Genomic DNA, 18,443 nt, shown 5'->3' on the forward strand with positions numbered 1-18,443 from the left:
GCCCGCGCGGCAGAAGCGGTCGAGAGAGGGGCCCCGGGCGTGCGATCCTGGAACAGATGAAAGAAGTTCAGGGGCCGACCCCCGCAGGCACCTCCCGTCCATACCGCTCGCTCCCCGAGGCGCTGCGCGCGCACCGGATCGATCCGTCGAACCACGCGTTCATCACGGCCATCGTCGAAGCCATCGGAATCAGCTCGTTCATCGACCGCGGTCGATACATCGAAGCGATCCGTCGGGGTGAGGGCGCGTCGCTGCACATCGGCCGCACCTACACCAACGGCTTCACCGAGGACGAGCGCCTCGTCGTCGGATCCGCGCCGCTGCGTCTGCAGCCGAGCGAGGGCCGTGCGCCCTACTTCTACGTGAGCCACCCGAGCGAGTTCCTCCCGATCACACCGCCGCGCGCCGCGAAGCGCACGACGACGCCGCGGGTCTCCACGCCCCGGGTCGAGAAGCCGAAGCCGGTGGAGGAGCGTGACTACGGCGTGTGCGACGTCTGCTTCATGGTGAAGACGCCGTCCGGCGGCTGCGGCTGCGACTGAACGTGACCGCCCGCGCGGAGGCGACGATCGGCCGCCCGCTCGTCCGAGCCGCCGACCTCGCCGGCGTCGATGCGCTCGCGGTCTCCGCGGCCGTCGAGGCCTACCTCCGCCAGACCGAGTCCGAGAAGGCGCAGCAGGAGGGTTCCGACCCGGACCCCGCCGCGTCGTTGCCGGACCGCTACCGCCGCGAGGTCGACGACCCCTCCGCCGCCTACGCCGGATGCCGGGTGCTGGTCGCCGAGATCGACGGGCGCGTCGTCGGCGTGGTCGTGCTGTCCGTGTCGGACCGCGTCGCGGAGATCAAGCGGCTGTGGGCCGTTCCCGAGGTGCGCGGCCGTGGCGTCGGCTCGGCTCTGCTGGACGCGGCGGTGGCTGCCGCGATCGATGCCGGCGCCGCCGAGGTGCGCCTGTCGGTGTGGGACTGGCGGGTGGGCGCCGTGCGCCTGTACGCCTCGCGCGGCTTCGAGCCGGTGCCGTCCTGGGACGACCGTGAGCGCCTGGTGTGCATGGTGCGACCGACCGCTCGGACGGCCGCGCCCGGGCTCTAGGCGAACGCGCTCATCCCGGTGATGTCGCGGCCGAGCAGCAGCGCCTGCACGCTCTCCGTGCCCTCGTAGGTGTGGATGGCCTCGATGTCGGCGAGGTGCTGCATCACGCCGTTCTCGAGGAGGATGCCGTTGCCGCCGAGCAGGTCGCGGGCGGTCGAGGCGATCCGTCGCGCGGCACGGGTGTTGTGGAACTTCGCCAGCGACGCCTGGGTCGGACGCAGCTCGCCCGCAGTCTCCAGGTCTGCCATCCGGCGGCAGTACAGCTGCATCGCCGTGAGGTCCTCGAGCATGTGGGTCAGCCGCTCCTGCACCATCTGGAACTTCGCGAGGGGCTTGCCGAACTGCACGCGCTCCTTCGCGTAGGCGAGTGCCGCCTCGTAGCAGGCGGTCGCGTGTCCGAGCGCCGACCATGCGACTCCCGAGCGGGTCGCGTAGAGCACCGTCGAGGCGTCCTTGAAGCTCTTGGCACCCGGGAGCACCGCGTCGAGCGGCACGCGCACGTCGTCGAGGACGATGTGCGCCTGGTGGATCGCCCGCAGCGACGCCTTGCCGCGGATCACACTGCCGGTGTACCCGGGGGTGTCCTGCTCGACGAGGAAGCACCGCACGGCGCCGTGCTCGTCCGCCCCCTCGTCGTCGACGCGCGCCCAGACGAACGTGATGCCGCCGGACGCGCCGTTGCCGATCCACTTCTTCGCTCCGCGGAGCACCCACTCGTCACCGTCGCGGCGGGCCACGGTCTCCAGCGACACCGAATCGGAGCCGTGGTCGGGCTCGGTCAGCGCGAACGACCCGAGCACGGACGCATCGGCGAGCGCCGTGAGCCACCGCTCCTGCTGGGCGGGGGAGCCGAACAGGGCGAGGGTGCGCAGCGCGAGTCCGCCCTGGACCGCGAGGATGGTGCCCAGCGAGCCGTCGCCGCGCGAGATCTCCATGTTGACCAGGCCGGCGGCCAGGGGGGACATGCTTGTGAGCGACGGGTGCGGGATGCCGTCGACGACGAGGTCCATCTCGCCCATCCGGCGTGCGGCCTCGAGCGGGTACTCCGCCCGGTCCCAGGCCTCCGCCATCTGCGGCGCGACCTCGTCGACGTAGGACTTCGCGCGATCCCATGCCGCGCGGTCGGCCGTGGGGATGTCGGAGAAGACGGCGTAGTAGTCGCTGTTCTGACGTCCGGTGATGTCGTACGACGAGACACGCTCGCCGGGGAACGGGGTGGCTGCAGTGCTCATGGGGCTCCTTCGTGGACCTGAGTATCGTACTCCTCGATACTCGGTTCCACGACCCCGGGACGGCTAGTCGAGCTCGGACTGCAGGCGGCGCGTGACCTCGGCGATCGGCATGGACCGCGGGAAGACCGCGACGACCATGTCGTCGGGGGCCTCGGCGGCCGCATCCGTGACTCCGTACCGGCGACGGACGTCGGCGAGGGCGGTCTGCAGCGTCGACAGCGGGACCTTCTTGCGTCCGCGCAGCAGCTGGCGCAGCACGTGGTTGTGCACGGCGGTCACGAGTGCGGCGAATCCGACGGCGTCCAGCGGGTCCACGCCGGGGAGGGCTCCGCGCAGGTACTCGTCGAACAGCCGCTCGTAGCGGAACACCGTGATGATCTCGCGCTCGCGCAGCACCGGCACCTGACGGACGATCTGGTAGCGGCGACGGGCGAGTTCGGGGTCGTGCGCGAAGTGCGCGAAGACCGATTCGGATGCCGCGCACACCGCGCCCCACGGGTCGTCATGTCCCTCGTCGAGGAACTCCCTGAGCTGCCCGAGGAGCACTTCGTGGTCGGCGAACACCACGTCCTCCTTGCCGCCGAACTGACGGAAGAAGGTCGAACGCGAGACGCCGGCGGCCTTGGCGATCTGCTCCACCGAGGTCTGATCGAACCCCTGGTCGCTGAAGAGCTCGAGCGCTGCGGCCACGACGCCGGTGCGCAGTTCTGCGGATTCGTGCATGGCGAAAGCCTAGACCTCGGCAGGCGGAGACGCCGAGGCGAGACCGTCATACTGAGAGCGTGAGTGAGCGCGGGATTGCGGCCGGATGGTACGAGACACGCCGCCGAGGCACCCTGCGGTGGTGGGACGGTGCGCGGTGGACCGAGCGCATCGCGGTGCGCGGTCGCGAGACGACGCTGGCGGACGACAGCGCCTCCACGCGCCGGCAGCTCCTCGTGTGCGAGGTTGTACTCGCCGTCGTCCTGGTCGCCTCGATCCTCTTCGCGCTGTGGGGCTCGCTGCCGGTGGTCGTGATCCGGCCCGTGATCGTCGCGGCCGGTGCCGCCCTCGTCTTCACCCCGTTCGTGATCTCTCGACAGCTCCGTCTCGTCGCGCTGCCGGCGAGGCGCTGGGGCGTGCCGACGCTGCGCTGATCCGGACGACGCTGCGGCCGCAGGAGCGCCCAGGCCGAGGTAGTAGGCTGGGGGACTGGTCGATGTCTCGACATCGAGAGAATTACCAGACAGCAGCCCAGTGAAGGAACCACAGTGGATCTGTACGAGTACCAGGCACGAGACGTTTTCGAGAAGTACGGAGTGCCGGTCCTCGCCGGCATCGTCGCGGACACTCCTGAAGAGGTGAGGGCGGCTGCCGAGAAGATCGGCGGAGTGGTCGTCGTCAAGGCTCAGGTGAAGACCGGCGGCCGTGGAAAGGCGGGCGGCGTCAAGGTCGCCAAGACCCCCGACGAGGCGTACGAGGCGGCGAAGGCCATCCTCGGCCTCGACATCAAGGGCCACGTCGTCAAGCGCGTCATGGTCGCGCAGGGTGCGCGCATCGCCGAGGAGTTCTACTTCTCCGTGCTGCTCGACCGTGCCAACCGCTCCTACCTGAGCCTCTGCTCGGTCGAGGGCGGCATGGAGATCGAGGAGCTCGCGGTCGAGCGTCCCGAGGCCCTCGCGCGCGTCGAGGTCAACCCGCTCACGGGCATCGACAAGGCGAAGGCCGTCGAGATCGCCCGCGCGGCGAACTTCCCCGAAGACCTCGTCGAGAAGGTCTCCGACGTGTTCGTGAAGCTCTTCGACGTCTACAAGGGCGAGGACGCGACGCTCGTCGAGGTCAACCCGCTGGTCCGCACCGAAGAGGGCGACATCATCGCGCTCGACGGCAAGGTCACGCTCGACGACAACGCCTCCGAGATCCGTCACCCCGAGCACGAGGCGCTCGAGGACAAGGACGCCGCAGACCCGCTCGAGGCCAAGGCCAAGGAGTCGGGCCTCAACTACGTGAAGCTCGACGGCGAGGTCGGCATCATCGGCAACGGCGCGGGACTCGTCATGTCGACGCTCGACGTCGTCGCCTATGCGGGCGAGAACCACAACGGCGTCAAGCCGGCCAACTTCCTCGACATCGGTGGCGGAGCCTCGGCTGAGGTCATGGCCGCCGGCCTCGACGTCATCCTCGGCGACCCGCAGGTGAAGAGCGTCTTCGTCAACGTGTTCGGTGGCATCACGGCGTGCGACGCCGTCGCCAACGGCATCAAGGGCGCGCTCGAGACGCTGGGCGCCGCGGCCTCCAAGCCGCTCGTCGTGCGCCTGGACGGCAACCGCGTCGACGAGGGTCGCGCGATCCTCGCCGAGTACGCGCACCCGCTTGTGACCCTGGCCGCCACCATGGACGAGGGCGCCGACAAGGCCGCCGAGCTCGCCAACGCCTGAGACTGAAGGACGAGAAGAATGTCGATCTACCTCAACAAGGACTCCAAGGTCATCGTCCAGGGCATCACCGGCGGTGAGGGCACCAAGCACACCGCACTGATGCTCAAGGCCGGCACCCAGGTCGTCGGTGGCGTCAACGCCCGCAAGGCCGGCACCACGGTCTCGCACACGGACAAGGACGGCAACGCCGTCGAGCTGCCCGTCTTCGCCTCGGTCGCCGAGGCCATGAAGGAGACGGGCGCCGACGTGTCGATCGCCTTCGTCCCCGGCGCCTTCACGAAGGACGCGATGATCGAGGCCATCGACGCCGAGATCCCGCTGCTCGTCGTCATCACCGAGGGTGTCCCCGTGGGCGACTCGGCCGAGGCCTGGGCCTACGCGCAGAGTAAGGGCAACAAGACCCGCATCATCGGGCCGAACTGCCCCGGCATCATCACGCCGGGCGAGGCGCTCGTGGGCATCACGCCCGCGAATATCACGGGCAAGGGACCGATCGGCCTCGTGTCGAAGTCGGGCACTCTGACCTACCAGATGATGTTCGAGCTGCGCGACCTGGGCTTCTCCACCGCCATCGGCATCGGCGGCGACCCGGTCATCGGCACCACGCACATCGACGCGCTCGCCGCGTTCGAGGCCGACCCCGAGACCAAGGCGATCGTCATGATCGGCGAGATCGGCGGCGACGCCGAGGAGCGTGCGGCCGACTACATCAAGGCGAACGTCACGAAGCCGGTCGTCGGCTACGTCGCGGGCTTCACCGCTCCCGAGGGCAAGACCATGGGCCACGCCGGCGCCATCGTCTCGGGCTCGGCCGGTACCGCTCAGGCGAAGAAGGAGGCCCTCGAGGCCGCCGGCGTCAAGGTCGGCAAGACGCCGTCCGAGACGGCTGACCTGATGCGCGCGATCATCGAAGCGCTCTGATCTGAGCTACGCTTGATCTGAAGGCCCCGGACTCCACTCCGGGGCCTTCTTTCATGCCCGGGTGTCCGCGTCGCTTCAGCGGCGGCCCGCCACCGCGTCCAGCACGCCGTCCAGCGCGGCGTGGGCCCGCATCCGCGCGTCGGCGTCGTCCGGGTGCGCGGCGAGCCACAGGGCGAGTTCGTTCATGGCTCCGGAGAGCGCGGCCGTGAGCGGCGCGAGGAGTGCGGGGGAGACCCCTGCTTCGCTCAGACCCGTGCGCAGCTCCTGCTCCGGGCCCTCGGCGTCGAGGCGACGCCACTCCTCCCCGCCGAGCACGGCCGGGCCGTCGACGAGCAGCACGCGCGAGGCCGCTCCGCGCGTGATCGCGTCCAGGAATGCATGACTGCCGTCGCGGAGAGCGGCATCCGGAGCACTGTCTTCCGTGGCGTCGCGGATCGCGTCGGCCACGGACTGCTGCTGGGCAGCCGCGACGTCGCGGAACAGCAGCGGCTTCGACGTGTAGTGGTGGTAGACCGCTCCTCGTGTGACTCCGGCGAGGCGGGCGATCTCGTCGACGGATGCGGTGGCGTACCCGTGCGCGGCGAACTGCGCCGTGGCGACATCGAGGATGCGGCGGGCGGTCTCGGCGGCGTCGGCCGCGGAAGCTCGGGGCATGGGGTTCCTTTACGTGCGGTGTGTATGTATTGTAGCGAGCAGGATACAAACGCACTGTATGTAAAGGGAGAGACATGAAGATCACGAGCTTCTACCCGGTGCTGATGGTGGACGACGTCGCTGCCACCGCACGCTTCTATCGCGAGGAGCTCGGCTTCGATGTGTCGTTCGAGGCCGACTGGTACGTGAGCCTGCGCTTCGAGGGTGGCGAGCTCGCGATCCTGGACCGCACGCACGAGACCATCCCCGAGGGCTTCCGCGAGCCCGTGCGGGGGCTGCTGCTGAACCTGGAGGTGCCGGATGCCGCCGCCGCGCACGCGCGCCTGGTGGGGGAGCGGGGGCTGCCCGAGCGCCTGTCCCTCCGGGAGGAGGACTTCGGTCAGCGCCACTTCATCGTCGAGGCGCCCGGGGGTGTGCTCATCGACGTGATCGAGCCGATCGAGCCGTCGGCGGAGTTCGCGGCCGCCTACGCCTGATATGCGGAAGAGGGGCGGTTGCCGCAGCATCCGCCCCTCTTCCGTGTGATCTCGGTGTCAGATCCCGACGCCGAAGAGAGCCTCGATGGGCCCTCGGGCGAAGAAGATCAGGAACCCGGCGCCGACGACCCACAGCAGCGGGCTGATCGTCTTGGCCTTGCCGGAGAACGCGTGGATGAGCACCCAGCTCACGAAGCCCGCGCCGATGCCGTTCGCGATCGAGTACGTCAGCGGCATGACCGAGACGGTGAGGAACACCGGCAGCAGCACCCGGAAGTCCGTGAAGTCGATGTAGCGGATCTGCGCCATCATCATGGCACCGACGATGATCAGCGCCGCGGCGGCGATCTCGGTGGGGACGATCGACGTCAGCGGCGTCAGGAACATCGCGATCAGGAACACGACGCCGGTGACGACGTTCGCGAGTCCGGTGCGCGCACCCTCGCCGATGCCGGCCCCCGACTCGATGAAGACCGTGCTCGACGAGGAGGAGGTCGCACCACCGGCGATCGCGCCGACGCCCTCGACGACCAGTGCCGACTTGATGCGCGGGAAGTCGCCGTTGTCGTCGGCGAGGTTCGCCTCCTTGGCGAGGCCGGTCATGGTGCCCATGGCGTCGAAGAAGTTCGTGAAGAGCAGCGTGAAGACGATCATCACGATGGCGACGAGGCTGACCTTGCTCAGGTCGAAGCTGAAGTCGACGGCGCCGATCAGGCTCAGGTCGGGCACGCCGACGGGCGAGCCGTTCAGGGCGGGGACCGTCAGACCCCAGCCGCCCGGGTTGACCACGTTGCCCTCGTCGTCGAAGCCGCGCGGGCCGATGTGCCAGATCGCCTCGACGATGACCGCGAGCACGGTGCCGCCGATGAGGCCGATCAGCATGCCGCCCTTGATCTTGAGCGCGACGAGGATGCCGGTGAGGAGGAGCGTGATCACGAAGAGCAGGCTCGGTACGGTCGCGACCGAGCCGTTGACGCCGAGGCCGACGGGCGGCGAGGACGCGCCGGTGGCGGTGACGAAGCCCGAGTTCACGAAGCCGATGAAGGCGATGAACAGGCCGATGCCGACCGTGATGGCGATCTTGAGCTGGAACGGCACGGCGTCGAAGATCGCCTTCCGCAGCCCGGTGGCGGCGAGCAGCACGATCACGACGCCGTTGATCATCACGAGGGCCATCGCCTCGGGCCAGGTCACCTGACCGACGACCGAGAAGGCGACGAACGCGTTGATGCCGAGGCCGGCGGCGAAGCCGAACGGCAGGCGCGTGACGAGTCCGAACAGGATCGTCATCACGCCGGCGGTCAGCGCGGTCGCGGCGCCGACGGCGTTGAAGTCGAGCATGTTCCCGGCGACGTCGGGCTTGCCGGAGAGGATGATCGGGTTGAGGATCACGATGTAGGCCATCGTGACGAACGTCACCAGACCCCCTCGGATCTCGGTGCCGATCGTGGATCCGCGCTTGCTGATCTCGAAGAAGCGGTCCAGGGAATTCTTGGGCTCGGTGGATGCCGGGGCGGGCGGGGCAGTTGTCATCGGGAAACCTCCGGAGAAACGCTATCGTGTCGCCGCCCCCACGCGCGCCCCCAGGGCTTCGTCGGCAACTCGTCGTAGTCTCGAATCGCTATGCAACGCCTCCTCGTCGCGCTCCTCGCCGCCTTCGACGCCGCCATCGCCGCAGCGGTCGGCCTCGTCGTGCTGCTCGCGCCGCTGACGCTGCTGTGGACCGTCGCCTTCGGCATCACCGCCGACTGGGGAGCGCTCTGGCCCCTCACCGGGACCCTCTGGCAGTTCGGGCACGGCGTCCCGCTCGACGTCACGATCCCGAGCGAGCTCCTGGTCGCCCTCGCGATCCCGCCCCAGGCCGCGAACTTCGCGGTGTCGATCACACCGCTGGCGTTCCTGATCTTCACGCTGCTGTTCGCGGCGCGGTCCGGCAAGCGGGCGGCCGATGCCGGAGCGTGGCTGCTGGGCGTGGTGTCGGGGGCCGGTGTGTTCGCGCTCATCGCCGTCGGGGTCTCGCTGTCGACCCGGCTGGAGGCGGTGCAGACACCCGCTCCGCTGACGATCATCCTCCCCGCAGCGGTCTACCTCGCCGGCGCGCTCTGCGGCGCGGTCCGCGTGGCCTGGGAAGAGGGGGACGGCGGCCTCCTCGATCGTCTCCACGACCGGATCGACGCCCGGGAGGACTGGGCTCCGGTCCCGGCCGCGATCCTCCGCGGCACGGCTTTCACGCTCGTCGCCGTGGTCGGGGCGTCCGCCCTCGCCCTCGCCGTGACGACCCTGTTCCGCGGCGGCGAGGTGGTCGCGCTGTTCCAGGCCGCCCGCGTCGACGCCCTCGGCGCGACCGTCATGACGCTCGCGCAGCTCGCCTACCTCCCGACCATGATCGTGTGGGCGGCCTCGTGGCTCGCCGGCCCCGGCTTCGCGGTCGGAGCGGGCACCGCGGTGTCGCCTGCGGGCACCCAGCTGGGCGTCGTCCCCGGCATCCCCCTGTTCGGGCTGCTGCCCGAGAACAGCTCGTTCTGGATGCTCATCGTCGTGCTCGTCCCGGTCGCGGCCGGAGCGTTCGCCGGCTGGGCCGTGCGCTCCCGTCTGGTCTGGGAGGGAACCCCGCTCGGCATGCTGCAGCGCACCGTGATCGCCGTGGGCATCGCCGCCATCAGTGCGGGGATCACCGGACTCGCCGCCGCTCTCGCGAACGGGTCCATGGGCCCGGGCCGGTTGGCGGTGGTCGGGCCCGCGGTGGTGCCGTTCGCGCTCGCGCTCGGCGCCGAGGTGCTCATCGGCGCGGCGATCCTGCTGCTCGCGCCGCGGAACCGCGATGAGCTGGCCGAGGAGCGCACGGACCGCTGGATCGCCGAGATGACCGAGTTCGACCCGGCCGCGGGGTCGGTGGGCGTGGGGGGAGTCCCCGCGGTCGTGCCCTCCGCGTTCGACGACACCGCGCCGCTCGACGATGACCTCCGCCGGTTCGAGCCGCCGAGGAGCGACCCCGATCGGCGCGACTGACCGCCGCCTCGGCTCCCGTCGTCACCGGGCGGGGGCGGTCCGCGGGCCCCGGTAGACTGAGCGCGTGCTCACGGTCGCCGTTCTCATCTCGGGCGCCGGCTCGAACCTTCGTGCCCTCCTCGAGGCTGCTCGTCATCCCGATTTCCCCGCCAGGGTGATCGTCGTCGGCGCGGATCGCGATGCCGACGGCCTCGCCCACGCCGAGGAGTTCGGCATCCCCAGCTTCACCGTGCCCTGGCACGAGCATGAGAGCCGCGAGGCCTGGGGGGAGGAGCTCGCCCGACAGCTCGCGGTCTGGAAGCCCGACCTGGTGGTCCTCAGCGGGCTCATGCGCCTGCTGCCGCCCTCGGTCGTCGCCGCGTACTCGCCGCGCCTCATCAACACGCACCCGGCCTTCCTGCCGGAGTTCCCCGGTGCGCACGGCGTGCGTGACGCGCTCGCCGCCGGGGTCGACCAGACCGGCGCCAGCGTGATCGTCGTCGACGACGGTGTCGACAGCGGACCGATCCTCGCCCAGGAGCGCGTGCCCGTGCTCCCGGACGACACCGAGCACAGCCTGCACGAGCGCATCAAGCCCGTCGAGCGTCGACTGCTCATCGACGTCGTCCGCGGGATCGCCACCGGCGACCTCGCCCTCACTCCTGCACCCTGACCCCCACCCCGACGCACCCCGCACGAAGGAGCCCATCATGGCCGGCCCCCGCCACGACCCCACGCTCTACCGCGATCGCGACACCGTGCCGATCCGGCGCGCGCTCGTCTCGGTGAGCGACAAGACCGACCTGCTCGTGCTGGCCGCGGCTCTCGCGGAAGCCGGCGTGGAGATCGTCTCGACCGGGTCGACCGCCGCGACCATCCGCGAGGCGGGCTTCGCCGTGACCGATGTCGCCGCCGTCACGGGCGTCGCCGAGATGCTCGACGGCCGCGTGAAGACGCTGCACCCCAAGGTGCACGGCGGTCTGCTGGCCGACCTGCGCCTTGAAGAGCACGAGCGGCAGCTCGAGGAGCTCGACATCGCGCCGTTCGAGCTCGTCGTCGTGAACCTGTACCCGTTCGTCGAGACCGTCGCGTCGGGTGCCGTCGGCGATGACGTCGTCGAGCAGATCGACATCGGCGGTCCCGCGATGGTGCGCGCCGCGGCGAAGAACCACGCCAACGTCGCGATCGTCGTGTCGCCGCAGTCCTACCCCGCGATCGTCTCCGCGATCGCCGCCGGGGGCACCTCGGTCGCCCAGCGTCGCGAGCTCGCCGCACGGGCCTTCGCGCACACCGCCGCATACGACACCGCCGTCGCGCAGTGGTTCGCCGAGGGCACGCTCACCGAGCCGGGCGACCTGCCCGCGCACCTGACGATCCAGGCCGAGCGCCTCGCGACCCTCCGCTACGGCGAGAACTCGCACCAGCGCGGGGCGATCTACACCCGCGCCGGCGGCCACGGCATCGCCCAGGCGACCCAGCTGCAGGGCAAGGAGATGTCGTACAACAACTACGTCGACGCGGATGCCGCCCTGCGCGCCGCCTACGACATGGTCAAGCCGGCCGTCGCGATCATCAAGCACGCCAACCCGTGCGGCATCGCGACCACGGCGCCGAACGCCCTGGACCCGATCGCCAGCGCCCACCTGCGCGCCCACGAGTGCGACCCGGTCTCCGCCTATGGCGGGGTCATCGCCGCGAACGGCACCGTCACCCTCAAGATGGCCGAGAACCTCAAGGACATCTTCACCGAGGTGATCGTCGCGCCGTCGTTCGAGCCGGCCGCCCTCGAGGTGTTCAAGGCGAAGAAGAACCTGCGTCTGCTGCAGCTGCCGAAGGACTGGCAGCAGGAGCGGATGGACGTGCGCCTCGTCTCCGGCGGTCTGCTGCTGCAGGACGCCGACCGCTTCCCGGACGACATCGTCTCCGTCGCGAAGAACTGGGAGCTCGTCTCCGGTGAGCGCCCGAGCGACGAGGAGATGGAGAACCTCATCTTCGCGTGGAAGGCCTGCCGCGCCGTCAAGTCGAACGCCATCGTGCTGGCGAAGGACAACGCCACGGTCGGCGTCGGCATGGGCCAGGTCAACCGCGTCGACTCGTGCCGCCTCGCGGTCGAGCGCGCCGGCGACCGCGCTGCCGGATCGGTCGCGTCCTCCGACGCGTTCTTCCCGTTCGCGGACGGCGCCCAGGTGCTGATCGACGCCGGCGTCACCGCCATCGTGCAGCCCGGCGGGTCGGTCCGCGACGGTGAGGTCGTCGACGCCGCGCGCAAGGCCGGCGTGACGATGTTCTTCACCGGGGAGCGTCACTTCTTCCACTGAGCGCTCGCGGTTCGCGAGACCCCGCTCCACCCCGAGACCCCGGCCTGCCGATGTTCGCAGGCCGGGGTCTCGGCGCGTGCGGAGGGACTCGGTGACGGCGCCACCGCCGTGTCCGATTTCCGCCAGTCGATGTCCCCGGGGCGTGACAGCATGGAGGCATGAGCTTCCCCGTGATCGACTTCGACGAGCGCTACCGGGCGATCAGCGCGCGCGACACCCGCTTCGACGGGCAGTTCGTCACGGCCGTCCGCTCGACCGGGATCTACTGCCGTCCGAGCTGCCCCGCGCGCACGCCGAAGCCGCAGAACGTGACGTTCTATCCCACGAGCGCGGCGGCGCACGAGGCCGGCTACCGCGCGTGCAAGCGGTGCCTGCCCGAGGCCGCCCCCGGCTCCCCGGCCTGGGACATCCGCGGAGACACCGCGGCGCGGGCCATGCGCCTGATCTCCGACGGCGTCGTGGAGCGCGAGGGCGTGCCGGGCCTGGCCGCCCGTCTCGGCTACTCCAGCCGTCACCTCACGCGCCTGCTGACCACCGAGCTCGGCGCCGGCCCCCTCGCCCTGGCGCGCGCACACCGCGCACACACCGCGCGCATGCTGCTGGTCGGGACCGACATGCCCATCTCCGACGTGGCGTTCTCCGCCGGCTTCGCGAGCGTCCGCCAGTGCAACGACACGATCCGCGAGGTGTTCGGCCTCACGCCCGGTGAGCTCCGGGCCCGGCGACGGATGCCCGCCTCGGCGGTCCCCGGGGCGATCGATCTCGTGCTGCCGTATCGCGGCCCGCTCGACGCGAGCGGCATCTTCTCCTGGATGGCGGCGCGCGCGGTCCCCGGGGTCGAGGAGACCACGGCCTCCTCGTTCTCGCGGCACCTGCGGATGCCCGGCGGTCCCGCCTGGTTCGAGGTGCGTCAGGACGAGGCGGAGCGCCTCCACCTGCGAGCCCGGGTCGCGCGGTTGGGCGACCTGGCGCCGCTGGTCTCGACCGTCCGCCGCATCTTCGATCTCGACGCCGACCCGCTGGCCATCGACGAGGCGCTCTCCGCCCACCCCGAACTGGCGCCCCTCGTGGCCCGCACTCCCGGCATCCGCGTGCCCGGGTCGGCCGATCCGCACGAGATGCTCATCCGGGCCATGGTCGGGCAGCAGATCACCGTGGTCGCCGCCCGCACCGCGCTTACCGCCCTCACGGAGGCGCTGGGGGAGCGCACCGAGAGCGGCCTGCTCTTTCCCACGACGGCCGCCATCGCCGAGCACGGCGCCGAGGTCCTCCGCGGACCCGCCGCCCGCATCCGCGCGATCACCGGTGCCGCCGCCGCGCTCGCGGACGGGTCGCTCGCGCTCACGGTGGGCGACGACGGTCGGGAGCAGCGCGAGCGGCTCCTGGCGATGCCCGGCATCGGACCCTGGACCGCCGACTATGTGCGCATGCGCGTGCTCGGCGACCCCGACATCCTGCTGCCGGGCGACGTGGCGCTGCGCGCCGGTGCCGCGGCCTCCGGACTGCCCGGCGAGGCGCGACCTCTCACCCTCTGGGCGGAGCGCACCGCACCCTGGCGCAGCTACCTCAGCGCCCACCTCTGGCGCGCCGCCCAGGTGCGTCCGGCGGGCTCCCGGCGCAGCACCTCCCTGCCGCGCGCCGCCCGCACCGAAGACACGACCTCGAAGGAGACCTCATGACCGCCCTGATCCAGACCATCGACACCCCCGACGGCGCGTTCACGATCCTCGCCGACGACCGCCAGCGCGTGCTGTCCTCCGGCTGGACGTCCGACGTCGAGGCGATCCTCGGACGCCTCCCCGCCGCGATCCGTCCCGAGGCCCTCCGCGAGAGCGAGACGGACGCCGCCGCCGCAGCCCTGGCGTACTACGCGGGCGACCTCACGGCCATCGACGCCGTCGCCGTGAAGCAGTCCGGCACCGCGCTGCAGCTCGCCGGCTGGTCGGCCCTGCGCGGCATCGAGCCCGGCGACCCGCTCACCTACACGCGCTTCGCCGCGCGACTGGGCAATCCGAACGCGGTGCGCGCGGCGGCCTCCATCTGCGCCCGCAACGCGCCCGCGCTGTTCGTGCCGTGCCACCGCGTGCTGCGCACCGACGGCAGCCTCGGCGGCTTCGCCTGGGGGCTCGGCGTCAAGGAGAGCCTCCTCGCTCGGGAGGCCGTGACCGGTTGAGGCGGGGTCGTGACCAGGTGACGGGGTCGTGACCAGCTGACGGGGGATCACGACGAGGGCGCGGGAAGGCGGCTCTCGACGGATCGGGAATGACTCTTGCGTTCAGCTGGTTCACAGCAATAGGCTGGTGGGCTGTCGCGCCAACCGGACGACATCGCCGAGCCCCTGAGGAGGACACCATGACCACGATCGCCACCGCGCGGATCGCAGCTCTCGGCTCGACCCCGGCGCGTCCGCTCTCCTAGAGCCACCCCGCCCCTTCTTCGTCGGATGCCGGACTCTGTGAGTCCGCTCTCGCATCCGTCCCCGCTTCCGCAACCGCTGTCCATACGAAACTCGTCTGAGAGACATGTCCTCCTTGCCTTCCGCGCAGAATCCCTCGCCTTCGTCCACCCTCTCCACTCCGGCCGCACTGTGGCGCCTGAAGCCCTTCGTGAAGCCGGTCATCTGGCGACTCGCCGGCGGTGCCGCCAGCGCGCTCATCGCCGCCGTCATCGCCCTGATGATCCCGATCGTGCTCGAGCAGATCATCAGCGGACCGGTCCGCTCCGGTGAGATCAGCGCGATCGTCTGGGGCGCCCTGGCCGTCTTCGCCCTCGCCCTCGGCGAGGCTCTGATGGTCTGGCTGCGCCGCCAGTTCGTGCTCAACCCCTCCACCGAGGTGGAGTACAAGATGCGCACCGAGCTGTACTCGCGTCTGCAGACCCTCCCGGTGTCGTTCCACGACCGGTGGGGCTCCGGCCAGCTGCTCAGCCGCATGATGCAGGACATCGGTCTCATCCGCCGCTGGCTCGCGTTCGGCCTGGTGCTGCTCGTCGTCAACATCCTCACGATCATCATCGGATCCATGCTGCTGTTCCGCTGGCACTGGCTGCTGGGCACGATCTTCCTCGTCACGGCCATCCCGCTGTGGATCCGCGGCTACCTGTTCGAGAAGCGCTACGGCGCGCTCACCCGCCGCAGCCAGGACCAGGCCGGCGACCTCGCCACCAGCGTCGAGGAGAGCGTGCACGGCATCCGCGTGCTGAAGGCGTTCGGTCGCGGCAAGCACGCGCTCAGCCGCTTCAGCCGCCAGGCGGAGACGCTGCGCGAGACCGAGATGAGCAAGGCCGGCGCGATCGCGTCGATCTGGTTCTGGCTCGACCTCATGCCGCAGATCGCCTTCGGCCTGAGCCTCATCTCCGGCATCTGGCTGATCTCGGTCGGACAGATCGACGAGGCGCAGCTGTTCGCGTTCTTCGCGATGGCCGTCGTGCTCCGCTGGCCCATCGAGTCGATCGGCTTCCTGTTCTCGTTCATGCTCGACGCCCGCACGGCGACCGACCGCGTGTTCGACATCTTCTCCGAGATCAACACGATCACGGACCCGGAGAACCCGGTGCACATCGAGAACCCGCGCGGAGAGCTCGCGTTCGAGAACGCGCACTTCCGCTATCAGGACGCGGGTGCGCACGAGCGCGACCTGCTCGACGGCATCGACCTGGTGCTGCGTCCCGGCGAGACCATGGCGCTGGTGGGGCTCACCGGCAGCGGCAAGACCACGCTCACCACGCTCCCGACGCGTCTGTACGACGTGACGGGCGGCAAGGTGACCCTCGACGGCGTCGACGTGCGCGATCTCCCGCTCTCCGAGCTCCGACAGCACATCGCCATGGCGTTCGAGGACGCGACGCTGTTCTCGGCGACCGTGCGCGAGAACGTGCTGCTCGGCCGTGCCGATCTCGACGTGCACAGCGACGAGGGGGAGCGCGTGCTCCGCGAGGCTCTCGACGTCGCCCAGGCGTCGTTCGTGGACTCGCTGCCCGACGGCGTGGAGACGGTCATCGGCGAAGAGGGGCTCAGCCTCTCCGGTGGTCAGCGTCAGCGACTCGCCCTCGCCCGCGCGGTGGCGGCGAAGCCGAAGGTGCTCGTGCTCGACGACCCGCTGTCCGCGCTCGACGTCGACACCGAGGCCCTCGTGGAGGAAGCCCTCCGCCACGTGCTGGCCGACACCACGGCCATGATCGTGGCGCACCGTCCGTCGACGGTCGCGCTCGCCGACCGCGTCGCCCTGCTCGAGGCCGGTCGGGTGACGGCCGTCGGCACCCACTCCGACCTGCTGAAGACGAGCCGGCACTACCGTCACGTCATCTCCAGCCTGGAAGCAGAGGAGGCGGCGCGCACCGGCGCGATCCCCGTGATCCGCGATGAACAGGCCCGGATCGACGAAGAGGTCCGCGAGGGCCTCGGGATGCAGGCCGCCGACGAAGACCCGATCACCGAGAAGGAGGTGCAGCGATGAGCTCCGCCATCACCGGAACCCAGGACGAAGACCGTTCCGAGTACACCCGCGAGGAGAGCAAGGCGATCCGTCGTCGGTCCCTCCGACTGCTCGGATCCCTGGTCAGCCCGCTGAAGCCGCAGATCGTGCTGGCCGCCGTGGTGCTGGTCATCTCGACGGCGCTCCAGGTCGCGGGACCGATCCTCATCAGCATCGGTCTCGACCGGGCGCTACCCGCCGTCCTGAAGGATGCGGACTGGATGCCGACCTTCGTGGTCGGCGGCATCTACCTGGTCGCCGGCGCCCTCGCCGCCGTCCTGATCGCCTGGTACGTCATCATCGCCGCCAAGCTCACGCAGGCAGTGCTCCTCGATCTGCGCAAGCGGATCTTCCTGCACACCCAGCGCCTGAGCCTGGAGTTCCACGAGTCGTACACGTCCGGCCGCATCATCTCGCGCCAGACCAGTGACCTCGACTCGATCAAGGAGCTTCTCGACGGCGGTCTGAACGAGCTCGTCTCCGGCGTGCTGTTCGGACTCTTCACCTTCGTCGCCCTGTGCATCTGGGACTGGCAGTCCGGTCTCATCCTCGCGCTCGGCGGCGTGCCGCTGTTCTTCCTGATGAAGTGGTTCTACTCGCGGTCGCAGCTCGTGTACCGCGAGTCCCGCGTGATCAGCGCGAAGGTGATCGTGCAGTTCGTCGAGACGATGACCGGCATCCGCGCCGTGAAGGCATTCCGCAAGGAGCCGCGCAACGACAAGGCGTTCCAGGAGATCGCGGGCGAGTACCGCGACGTCAACCGCCGGTCGATGCTGCTGTTCGGGACGTTCGAGCCGGGCCTCATGGGCGTCGCGGCACTGGTGCTCGGCATCGTCGTGCTCTGGGGCGGCATCCGCGTGTCCGAGGGTGCGCTCACCGTCGGTGTGCTGCTGTCGGCCGTGCTGTACGTGCGCAACTTCTTCGCGCCGATGCAGGAGATCGCGATGTTCCTGAACTCCTACCAGTCGGCCACGGCCGCGCTGGAGAAGGTGTCGGGCGTGCTCGAGGAGGTGCCGACGGTTCCGGACCCCGAGAAGCCGGTCGACCTCTGGGAGTCCCGCGGTCACATCGAGTTCGACGAGGTGACGTTCGGATACAACGGCGAGAAGACGATCCTCCCGAACTTCTCGCTCGACATCCCCGCCGGTCAGACCATCGCGCTGGTGGGCACGACCGGTGCGGGCAAGTCCACGCTGGCGAAGCTCATCTCGCGCTTCTACGACCCCTCCCGGGGCCGCGTCACCCTCGACGGGGTCGACCTGCGTTCGCTGCACCCGAAGGACCTCCGCCGGGCGATCGTCATGGTCACCCAGGAGGCCTACCTGTTCAGCGGGACCGTCGCCGACAACATCGCGCTGGGCAAGCCCGACGCGACGCTCGACGAGATCAGGGCGGCGGCACGGGCGGTCGGTGCGGACGAGTTCATCTCTTCGCTGCCCGACGGGTACGGCACCGACGTGAACAAGCGCGGTGGACGGGTCTCGGCCGGTCAGCGCCAGCTCATCTCGTTCGCCCGGGCCTTCCTCGCCGACCCGGCGGTGCTGATCCTCGACGAGGCGACGGCATCGCTGGACATTCCGTCCGAGCGCCTGATCCAGGACGCACTGCAGACCCTGCTCAAGGACCGCACCGCGATCATCATCGCGCACCGTCTCTCGACGGTCGCGATCGCCGACCGGGTGCTGGTGATGGAGCACGGGCGGATCATCGAGGACGACAGCCCGGATGCCCTCATCGGCGGAACGGGCAAGTTCGCGCAGCTGCACGCGGCCTGGCAGGAGACGCTGGTCTGAGCATGCCTGTGACGGCGGCGGCCACGCACGACCTCACCGACTCGGTGGGGCGGGCGTGGCCGCGGTCGTCCCGGCGGGTCTC

Annotated in this window: 17 protein-coding genes; 13 read left to right on the forward strand and 4 right to left on the reverse strand. The window is 70.3% G+C overall.

Translation table 11 applies throughout. The annotated features are described in order from the left end of the window. The first annotated feature begins 56 nt into the window (after positions 1 to 56). Together MME74_RS04985 and MME74_RS04990 are read left to right on the forward strand one after the other, a co-directional pair. On the forward strand, positions 57 to 542 hold the full coding sequence (locus MME74_RS04985; protein ID WP_267417614.1) for a hypothetical protein: 486 nt from the start codon (positions 57 to 59) through the stop codon (positions 540 to 542). Beyond that, positions 488 to 1,090, forward strand: a complete 603-nt coding sequence (locus MME74_RS04990; RefSeq protein ID WP_267417615.1) for a GNAT family N-acetyltransferase — start codon at positions 488 to 490, stop codon at positions 1,088 to 1,090. Before MME74_RS04985 ends, MME74_RS04990 begins: the two co-directional genes overlap by 55 nt. Here the strand turns inward: MME74_RS04990 and MME74_RS04995 are convergent. Together MME74_RS04995 and MME74_RS05000 are read right to left on the reverse strand one after the other, a co-directional pair. Next, on the reverse strand, positions 1,087 to 2,322 hold the full coding sequence (locus MME74_RS04995) for an acyl-CoA dehydrogenase family protein (protein WP_267417617.1): 1,236 nt from the start codon (positions 2,320 to 2,322) through the stop codon (positions 1,087 to 1,089). The two genes, MME74_RS04990 and MME74_RS04995, sit on opposite strands and share 4 nt — an antisense overlap. A gap of 63 nt (positions 2,323 to 2,385) precedes the next feature. Then, a complete protein-coding gene (locus tag MME74_RS05000) occupies positions 2,386 to 3,045 on the reverse strand; it encodes a TetR/AcrR family transcriptional regulator (protein ID WP_267417618.1) in 660 nt (219 codons plus the stop codon). A gap of 59 nt (positions 3,046 to 3,104) precedes the next feature. Between MME74_RS05000 and MME74_RS05005 the strand changes: the two genes are divergently transcribed. The 3 genes from MME74_RS05005 to sucD all read left to right on the forward strand — a co-directional run bounded on the left by MME74_RS05005 (position 3,105) and on the right by sucD (position 5,660). Continuing rightward, positions 3,105 to 3,458, forward strand: coding sequence for a DUF2510 domain-containing protein (locus MME74_RS05005; RefSeq protein ID WP_267417619.1), 354 nt, complete (start codon positions 3,105 to 3,107; stop codon positions 3,456 to 3,458). Between the two features lie 114 nt (positions 3,459 to 3,572). Then, complete coding sequence (sucC, locus tag MME74_RS05010) at positions 3,573 to 4,739, forward strand: ADP-forming succinate--CoA ligase subunit beta (protein ID WP_267417620.1); 1,167 nt, start codon at positions 3,573 to 3,575, stop codon at positions 4,737 to 4,739. Between the two features lie 18 nt (positions 4,740 to 4,757). Then, positions 4,758 to 5,660 carry a succinate--CoA ligase subunit alpha gene (gene sucD / locus MME74_RS05015; protein WP_021198863.1) on the forward strand — a complete coding sequence of 301 codons (903 nt, stop codon included), beginning with the start codon at positions 4,758 to 4,760 and terminating at the stop codon, positions 5,658 to 5,660. 75 nt (positions 5,661 to 5,735) lie between these two features. Here the strand turns inward: sucD and MME74_RS05020 are convergent, their stop codons facing one another. Then, positions 5,736 to 6,314, reverse strand: coding sequence for a TetR/AcrR family transcriptional regulator (locus MME74_RS05020; protein WP_267417622.1), 579 nt, complete (start codon positions 6,312 to 6,314; stop codon positions 5,736 to 5,738). 74 nt (positions 6,315 to 6,388) lie between these two features. Between MME74_RS05020 and MME74_RS05025 the strand changes: the two genes are divergently transcribed. Continuing rightward, entirely contained in the window at positions 6,389 to 6,790 is a 402-nt protein-coding gene (locus tag MME74_RS05025) for a VOC family protein (RefSeq protein WP_267417623.1), read from the forward strand. A 57-nt stretch (positions 6,791 to 6,847) separates the two neighbouring features. On the opposite strand, the gene MME74_RS05030 is transcribed toward MME74_RS05025, so the two are convergent. Next, positions 6,848 to 8,323 (reverse strand): NCS2 family permease, encoded by a 1,476-nt coding sequence (locus MME74_RS05030; RefSeq protein WP_267417624.1) that lies wholly within the window; start codon positions 8,321 to 8,323, stop codon positions 6,848 to 6,850. A 90-nt stretch (positions 8,324 to 8,413) separates the two neighbouring features. Between MME74_RS05030 and MME74_RS05035 the strand changes: the two genes are divergently transcribed. From MME74_RS05035 to MME74_RS05065, 7 genes are all read left to right on the forward strand, one after another. Beyond that, positions 8,414 to 9,799, forward strand: coding sequence for a DUF6350 family protein (locus MME74_RS05035; RefSeq protein WP_267417625.1), 1,386 nt, complete (start codon positions 8,414 to 8,416; stop codon positions 9,797 to 9,799). A 64-nt stretch (positions 9,800 to 9,863) separates the two neighbouring features. Continuing rightward, positions 9,864 to 10,451, forward strand: a complete 588-nt coding sequence (purN, locus tag MME74_RS05040; RefSeq protein ID WP_267417626.1) for a phosphoribosylglycinamide formyltransferase — start codon at positions 9,864 to 9,866, stop codon at positions 10,449 to 10,451. 37 nt (positions 10,452 to 10,488) lie between these two features. Then, a complete protein-coding gene (purH, locus tag MME74_RS05045) occupies positions 10,489 to 12,096 on the forward strand; it encodes a bifunctional phosphoribosylaminoimidazolecarboxamide formyltransferase/IMP cyclohydrolase (RefSeq protein WP_267417627.1) in 1,608 nt (535 codons plus the stop codon). Between the two features lie 158 nt (positions 12,097 to 12,254). Continuing rightward, complete coding sequence (locus MME74_RS05050; protein WP_267417628.1) at positions 12,255 to 13,775, forward strand: DNA-3-methyladenine glycosylase 2 family protein; 1,521 nt, start codon at positions 12,255 to 12,257, stop codon at positions 13,773 to 13,775. Beyond that, positions 13,772 to 14,269: a methylated-DNA--[protein]-cysteine S-methyltransferase gene (locus MME74_RS05055; protein WP_267417629.1), complete on the forward strand. Its 498-nt coding sequence runs from the start codon at positions 13,772 to 13,774 to the stop codon at positions 14,267 to 14,269. The genes MME74_RS05050 and MME74_RS05055 overlap by 4 nt, the downstream gene beginning before the upstream one ends. 349 nt (positions 14,270 to 14,618) lie before the next feature. After that, positions 14,619 to 16,550 carry an ABC transporter ATP-binding protein gene (locus MME74_RS05060; protein ID WP_267417630.1) on the forward strand — a complete coding sequence of 644 codons (1,932 nt, stop codon included), beginning with the start codon at positions 14,619 to 14,621 and terminating at the stop codon, positions 16,548 to 16,550. Then, positions 16,547 to 18,361 carry an ABC transporter ATP-binding protein gene (locus tag MME74_RS05065; RefSeq protein ID WP_267417631.1) on the forward strand — a complete coding sequence of 605 codons (1,815 nt, stop codon included), beginning with the start codon at positions 16,547 to 16,549 and terminating at the stop codon, positions 18,359 to 18,361. The genes MME74_RS05060 and MME74_RS05065 overlap by 4 nt, the downstream gene beginning before the upstream one ends. Positions 18,362 to 18,443: the final 82 nt, after the last annotated feature.

It is taken from the genome of Microbacterium oxydans (assembly GCF_026559675.1).
Lineage (GTDB): Bacteria > Actinomycetota > Actinomycetes > Actinomycetales > Microbacteriaceae > Microbacterium > Microbacterium oxydans_D.

Coding starts and splice junctions, on each gene's coding strand:
- MME74_RS04985 (WP_267417614.1), top strand. CDS start 57: ATGAAAGAAGTTCAGGGGCCGACCCCCGCAGGCACCTCCCGTCCATAC.
- MME74_RS04995 (WP_267417617.1), bottom strand. CDS start 2,322: ATGAGCACTGCAGCCACCCCGTTCCCCGGCGAGCGTGTCTCGTCGTAC.
- MME74_RS05000 (WP_267417618.1), bottom strand. CDS start 3,045: ATGCACGAATCCGCAGAACTGCGCACCGGCGTCGTGGCCGCAGCGCTC.
- sucD (WP_021198863.1), top strand. CDS start 4,758: ATGTCGATCTACCTCAACAAGGACTCCAAGGTCATCGTCCAGGGCATC.
- MME74_RS05020 (WP_267417622.1), bottom strand. CDS start 6,314: ATGCCCCGAGCTTCCGCGGCCGACGCCGCCGAGACCGCCCGCCGCATC.
- MME74_RS05025 (WP_267417623.1), top strand. CDS start 6,389: ATGAAGATCACGAGCTTCTACCCGGTGCTGATGGTGGACGACGTCGCT.
- MME74_RS05030 (WP_267417624.1), bottom strand. CDS start 8,323: ATGACAACTGCCCCGCCCGCCCCGGCATCCACCGAGCCCAAGAATTCC.
- MME74_RS05035 (WP_267417625.1), top strand. CDS start 8,414: ATGCAACGCCTCCTCGTCGCGCTCCTCGCCGCCTTCGACGCCGCCATC.
- purH (WP_267417627.1), top strand. CDS start 10,489: ATGGCCGGCCCCCGCCACGACCCCACGCTCTACCGCGATCGCGACACC.
- MME74_RS05050 (WP_267417628.1), top strand. CDS start 12,255: ATGAGCTTCCCCGTGATCGACTTCGACGAGCGCTACCGGGCGATCAGC.
- MME74_RS05055 (WP_267417629.1), top strand. CDS start 13,772: ATGACCGCCCTGATCCAGACCATCGACACCCCCGACGGCGCGTTCACG.
- MME74_RS05060 (WP_267417630.1), top strand. CDS start 14,619: ATGTCCTCCTTGCCTTCCGCGCAGAATCCCTCGCCTTCGTCCACCCTC.
- MME74_RS05065 (WP_267417631.1), top strand. CDS start 16,547: ATGAGCTCCGCCATCACCGGAACCCAGGACGAAGACCGTTCCGAGTAC.